General features: G+C 73.2%; 5 protein-coding genes, 1 pseudogene and 1 riboswitch. Of the genes and pseudogenes, 2 read left to right on the top strand and 4 right to left on the bottom strand.

The window, feature by feature from the left end:
• The first annotated feature begins 9 nt into the window (after positions 1-9).
• Positions 10-765 carry an ectoine/hydroxyectoine ABC transporter ATP-binding protein EhuA gene (gene ehuA, locus GFJ45_RS04765; protein ID WP_153394709.1) on the top strand — a complete coding sequence of 252 codons (756 nt, stop codon included), beginning with the start codon at positions 10-12 and terminating at the stop codon, positions 763-765.
• Positions 766-768: 3 nt separating this feature from the next.
• Here ehuA and GFJ45_RS04770 read toward each other — a convergent pair whose 3' ends face one another.
• The 4 genes from GFJ45_RS04770 to GFJ45_RS04785 form a co-directional block, all read right to left on the bottom strand.
• The gene (locus tag GFJ45_RS04770; RefSeq protein ID WP_153394697.1) at positions 769-2,274 is read right to left on the bottom strand and encodes a sensor histidine kinase; all 1,506 of its coding nucleotides are present in this window, start codon (positions 2,272-2,274) and stop codon (positions 769-771) included.
• Positions 2,271-2,975, bottom strand: coding sequence for a response regulator transcription factor (locus GFJ45_RS04775; RefSeq protein WP_153394699.1), 705 nt, complete (start codon positions 2,973-2,975; stop codon positions 2,271-2,273). Before GFJ45_RS04775 ends, GFJ45_RS04770 begins: the two co-directional genes overlap by 4 nt.
• 83 nt (positions 2,976-3,058) lie before the next feature.
• Positions 3,059-3,802 carry an HAD family hydrolase gene (locus tag GFJ45_RS04780; RefSeq protein ID WP_153394701.1) on the bottom strand — a complete coding sequence of 248 codons (744 nt, stop codon included), beginning with the start codon at positions 3,800-3,802 and terminating at the stop codon, positions 3,059-3,061.
• A 14-nt stretch (positions 3,803-3,816) separates the two neighbouring features.
• On the bottom strand, positions 3,817-5,478 hold the full coding sequence (locus tag GFJ45_RS04785; RefSeq protein ID WP_153394703.1) for a DNA repair helicase XPB: 1,662 nt from the start codon (positions 5,476-5,478) through the stop codon (positions 3,817-3,819).
• A gap of 141 nt (positions 5,479-5,619) precedes the next feature.
• Positions 5,620-5,746, top strand: a riboswitch (FMN riboswitch).
• A gap of 144 nt (positions 5,747-5,890) precedes the next feature.
• Between GFJ45_RS04785 and GFJ45_RS04790 the strand changes: the two are divergent.
• Positions 5,891-6,077, top strand: a pseudogene (locus GFJ45_RS04790) (hypothetical protein); the annotation flags it as partial.

A 6,077-nucleotide genomic window follows, 5' to 3' on the forward strand; every position in this document is an offset into this window, starting at 1 on the left:
ACGACGCCGATGATCCACTTCCAGGACGTCGTCAAGCGGTTCGGCGACACCACGGTCCTGGACGGGCTCGACTTCACCGTGGCCCCCGGGGAGCGGGTCACCCTCATCGGCCCCAGCGGGTCGGGCAAGACCACCATCCTGCGACTGCTGATGACCCTGGAGGACCTGACCGAGGGGTTCATCTACGTCGACGGGGAGCCGCTGACCCACGAGCTGCGCGACGGCAAGCGGGTGGCCCGCCGCCCCCGGGACGTCAGCAAGACCCGCCGCCGCATCGGCATGGTGTTCCAGCAGTTCAACCTCTTCCCCAACATGTCGGTGCTCGAGAACATCACCGAGGCACCCATCCACGTGCTCGGCAAGCCCAAGCAGGAGGCCCGCGAGGACGCGCTGCGGATCCTGGAGCAGGTGGGGCTGCGCGAGCGCGCCAACGCCCACCCGATGCAGCTCTCCGGCGGCCAGCAGCAGCGGGTGGCGATTGCGCGCGCGCTGGCCATGCACCCCGAGATCCTGCTGCTGGACGAGGTCACCTCGGCGCTGGACCCCGAGCTGGTCGGCGACGTGCTGGAGGTGCTGCGGGAGATCGCCCGCACCACCAACATCACCATGCTGATCGTCACCCACGAGATGCAGTTCGCCCGTGACGTCTCCAACCGGGTGCTGATGTTCGACAGCGGCCGGATCCTCGAGGAGGCCGAGCCGGACAAGATGTTCAGTCATCCCGAGCACGAGCGGACCCGGCGCTTCCTGCAGGCGATCCTGTAGCGGCTACTCCTCCGCGGCGCCCTGCCGCGCCGGCAGGCTGACCGCGAACGTGGCGCCGCCGCCGGGCGTGGGCCGGTGCCGCACCGACCCGCCGTGCTGGCCCACGATCGCGGCGACGATCGGCAGCCCCAGCCCGGTGCCGCCGCGGGCCCGGCTGCGGCTGGGGTCGGCGCGGAAGAACCGCTCGAACACCCGGGCGGCCGCCCCCTCGTCGATGCCCTCGCCGTGGTCGCGCACCTCCACCAGGCACCAGCCGTCCGCCCGGCCCAGCGCCACCTCCACCGGGGTGCCGTCGGGCGTGTGGGACAGCGCGTTGGCCACCAGGTTGGTCAGCAGCTGCCGCAGCGCGTTGTCGTCACCCGTGGTGACCACCGGGCCCTGCCGGTCATCGGTGCCCTCCACCCGGGTCAGCGTGATGCGGCGGTCGGGCGCGCGGACCCGCGCGTCCTGGACGATGTCGGCCGCCAGCACCGTCAGGTCGACGGGGGCCCGGTCCACCGACGGCCCACTGTCCAGCCGGGTCAGCAGCAGCAGGTCCTCCACCAGGCGCGACATCCGGCGGGCCTCGTCCTCGATGCGCCGCATCGCCTGCGCGACGTCGTCGGGCTCACGCACCCCGCCCACCCGGTAGAGCTCGGCGTAGCCGCGCACCGTGGCCAGCGGGGTGCGCAGCTCGTGAGAGGCATCGGCCACGAAGGTGCGCATCCGCTCCTCGGAGGCCTCCCGCACCGCGAACGAGGCCTCCACGTGCGCGAGCATCCGGTTGAGCGAGTTCGACAGCGAGGCCACCTCGTCGCGGCCCCCGCGCTGGGGGATGCGCCGGGCCAGGTCCCCCGCGGCGATCGCGGCCGCCGTGTCCTCGATGCGCGACAGCGGCCGGAACGCCCGGCGCACCCCGACCCAGCCGAGCAGGGCCACCGCCACCAGGGTCGAGCCGCCGACCAGGCCGGTCAGCACCCACAGCTGGTGCACGGTGTTGTCGACCGAGGTCAGCGGCAGCGCGACCGCGAGGGTCCCCTCGCCGGTGCTCATCCGCCGCACCAGCACCCGCCACTCGGTGGAGCTCTCGACGGAGGACACGGTGAACGGCCCCTGCTCGACCCGGCCGTCGTCCCACTCGATGCGGCCGAGGTCGGGTTGGGCCTGCACCTGCGCCGGCGTGGTCCACACGTAGAGCGCGTCGCTGTCCTCGCGGGGCGTGATGGCCACGTAGTAGGCGTTGGGCGGCACCGTCTCGCCGCTGCCCTCGCCGCCGCGGAGGTCGGCGTAGGCCATCCGGCCCAGCGGCTCGATGTAGGCGCGCAGCTCGGCGTCGGTGCGGTCGGTGAGGTAATCCCGCAGCAGGGTCGCCGTCAACGTCGTGGTGACGGCGTAGGCGGCCAGCACCAGCAGCACCACCACGGTGACCAGGCGCGCGGTGAGCGACAGGTCGTGCAGCCGGGTCCGCAGCCGCTCCCGGATCCCGGCAGCGGATCCCTCCTCGGTGGTGGCGGGTGCGGGACTGCTCACGCGTCCTCGCGCGGCTCCCGGAGCACATACCCGACGCCCCGCTTGGTGTGGATCATCGGGGGCCCGACGACGTCGATCTTGCGGCGCAGGTAGGAGATGTAGGACTCCACGATCCCCATCTCGCCGCGGAAGTCGTAGTCCCAGACGTGGTCGAGGATCTGAGCCTTGGACAGGACCCGGCCCCGGTTGAGCATGAGGTAGCGCAGCAGCTTGAACTCGGTGGGGGAGACCTCGATGACGGTGCCGGCCCGGCGCACCTCGTGGGAGTCCTCGTCCAGCTCCAGGTCGCCGACCCGCACCAGGGTCTCGTCCTCCTCGGCGGTCGGCCGGGTGCGCCGCAGCACCGCGCGGATCCGGGCCACCACCTCCTCCAGGCTGAACGGCTTGGTGACGTAGTCGTCACCGCCGACGGTCAGCCCCTTGAGCTTGTCGTCCAGGGAGTCCCGGGCGGTGAGGAAGACGATCGGCAGGTCCCGGCCCTGGTCGCGCAACTTGCGGGTGACCGTAAAGCCGTCCATGTCCGGCAGCATCACGTCGAGCACGGCCAGGTCGGGGTCGTGCTCGCGGGCCAGCTGGAGGGCGGTGGCGCCGTCGGGGGCGGCGTGCACCTCGAACCCGGCGAACTTCAGGCTGGTGGCCAGCAGCTCGCGGATGTTGGTCTCGTCCTCGACGACGAGGAGGGTCGCCTCAGCGGTGGTCATGGCTCCCAGTCTGCGACCGCAGGCTGAGTGCTGGCTGAGTATGGCCTGGACGGGCAGGCGGGCCGGGCGCGACGGCGGTGCCCTCAGGGCAGCGGCGAGTGCGCCCGGTCCGAGCCCTGCGGCGGGCGGCTGCGCGCGAGCTCGGCCCAGTCGGTGCCGAGCAGGTCGGTCGGCTCGTCGGCGATGAGCGCGGCCCCGGCGTCCTGCAGCTCGGCGGTACCGAACCCGCCGGTGCGCAGCGCCACGCACGGGGCGCCGGCCCGGGCCGCGGCCGCGACGTCGTAGGGGGTGTCGCCGACGGCGAACGCGATCTCTCCGCCGGCCTCCACGATGGCCGCCTCGAGGATGTCCGGCTCCGGCTTGGACTCACCGGCCTGGTCGGAGGAGGTCACCGCCGACAACGTCCCCTCGGGCAGGTCGAGCAGCGCGAGCACGTGCTGGGTGAACCGGTCCTTGCCCGAGGAGGCCAGCGCGATCGTGAAGCCGGCCTCCTTCAGCTCCAGCACCAGCTCCCGCGCGCCCGGCAGCAGCCCGACCTGGTCCAGCAGCTGGGCGTACTCCTCCTCCCAGGCCTCGCGGAGCCGGTCCCCGAGCCGGTCCTCGACCTCCTGGCCGGCGACCGCGGTGGGCAGCCGGTCGCCGCCCATGCCGATGGCGCGGTGCAGGCGCCACAGGGCGGGGGCCGGGCCGTCGATGTCGGCGAACGCGCGCCGCCAGGCGACGGCATGGTGGTAGGTGCTGTCCGCGAGCGTGCCGTCGACGTCGAGCACGGCGGTGTTGCGGGCGCCGTCCGGTGCGCCGTCGGCAGAGGCGGGCTGGTTCGTCATGGCCCCTGCCTACCTCAGCCCGACGGCGGTGTCACATCGAGCTGGTCGATGTCGTCGGCGTCGACGATCCGGTAGCCGTAACCCTGCTCGGCCAGGAACCGCTGCCGGTGGGCGGCGAAGTCGGCGTCCACGGTGTCGCGGGCGACCACGGTGTAGAAGTGCGCGGTGCGGCCGTCCTCCTTGGGGCGCAGCACCCGGCCCAGCCGCTGGGCCTCCTCCTGCCGGGAGCCGAAGGTGCCCGACACCTGGATCGCGACGGTGGCCTCGGGCAGGTCGATCGAGAAGTTCGCCACCTTGCTCACCACGAGCAGGTTCAGCTCCCCCTCCCGGAACTGGCCGAAGAGGCGCTGGCGGGCCGCTACCGTCGTCTCGCCGGTGATCAGCGGGGCGTCCAGCCGCTCGGCGAGCTCGTCGAGCTGGTCCAGGTACTGCCCGATGACCAGCAGCTGCTGGCCGCGGTGCTTGGCCACGAGCTTCTCGACGACGGCGGTCTTGGCCGGCGCGCAGGAGGCGAACCGGTAGCGCTCGTCAGGCTCGGCGGTGGCGTAGGCCATCCGCATCGACTCCGGCAGCGTGACCCGCACCTCCACGCAGTCGGCCGGGGCGATCCAGCCCTGGGACTCGATGTCCTTCCAGGGGGCGTCGAACCGCTTCGGGCCGATGAGGGAGAACACGTCGGACTCGCGGCCGTCCTCCCGCACCAGCGTGGCGGTCAGCCCGAGCCGGCGGCGGGCCTGCAGGTCGGCGGTCATCCGGAAGATCGGCGCCGGCAGCAGGTGCACCTCGTCGTAGACGATGAGACCCCAGTCGCGGGCGTCCAGCAGGTCCAGGTGGGGGTAGACGCCCTTCCGCTTCATCGTCAGCACCTGGTAGGTGGCGATGGTCACCGGGCGGATCTCCTTGCGGGCGCCGCTGTACTCCCCGATCTCGTCCTCGGTCAGCGTGGTGCGGCGCACCAGCTCCTCGCGCCACTGCCGGGCGGCGACGGTGTTGGTGACCAGGATCAGCGTGGTGGTGGCCGAGCGGGCCATCGCGCCGGCACCGACCAGCGTCTTGCCGGCGCCGCAGGGGAGCACCACCACGCCGGAGCCGCCGTGCCAGAAGCCCTCGACCGCGTGCTCCTGGTAGGGGCGCAGCGCCCAGCCGTCCTGCTCCAGGTCGATGGGGTGGGCCTCGCCGTCCACGTAGCCGGCCAGGTCCTCGGCGGGCCAGCCGACCTTGACCAGCTCCTGCTTCAGGTGGCCGCGCTCGGAGGGGTGCACGACCACGGTGTCGAGGTCGACCCGCTCCCCGGTCAGCGGCTTGATCCGCTTGTGCCGCAGCACCTCCTCCAGCACCGGCCGGTCGGTGGTGCGCAGCACCAGCCCGTGCTCGGCGTGCGTGTCGAGGGTGAGCCGGCCGTACCGGTCCATCGTGTCGGCCACGTCCAGCAGCAACGCGTTCGGCACCGGGTAGCGGCTGTGCCGTACCAGCGCGTCCACCACCTGCTCGGCGTCGTGGCCGGCCGCCCGGGCGTTCCACAGTCCCAGCGGGGTCACCCGGTAGGTGTGGACGTGCTCGGGGGCGCGCTCCAGCTCGGCGAAGGCCGCGACCGCGCGCCGCGCCTCCTCGGCGTCGGGGTGGTCGACCTCCAGCAGGAGGGTCTTGTCGCTCTGCACGATCAGCGGTCCGGTCATCGCCACCGGCAACGCCTCGCGTCCCCGCCCTGTTCCCGTCACCCGCCCGCTCGCGGCGGGTCGACTGCGTCCGGCAGCGCCGGTGGATGAGCCCGGCAATGGCATGCCGCTGCCGCACCGGCCTGTGCGATACTGCCAGTGACGCGCTCCGGGGTCGGTGAAACTCCGAGCCGGCGGTAACAGTCCGCGACCCGGCCGCAGCCAGCGGCCGGCTGACCCGGTGAAATCCCGGGACCGACGGTGACAGTCCGGATGGGAGGCAGCGCGCGCACCCGGCACCAGCCGGGTGAGGCACGGACCCGGTCCGTCGCGTAGTGGACGCTCCAGCGTCCGGGCGCGGCACCGATCCCGGATCCGCCGCCCGAGGTCCCCGGAGCCCGTCACGGACGAGGCACCGAGGAGGACCGGGACGGTGGAGCAGGACACTCCCCACCAGCTGACCGCGGAGGACCGCGGCTGGATGGAGCGCGCGCTGCGCGAGGCGGCGCGCGGCCCGGTCGCCGACCCCAACCCCCGGGTCGGAGCCGTCGTGCTGGACGCCGGCGGCCGGCTGGCGGGCCTTGGGCACCACGGTGGCGCCGGCACCCCCCATGCCGAGA

Origin of the sequence: Ornithinicoccus halotolerans (genome assembly GCF_009602535.1) — a bacterium.
Lineage (GTDB): Bacteria > Actinomycetota > Actinomycetes > Actinomycetales > Dermatophilaceae > Ornithinicoccus > Ornithinicoccus halotolerans.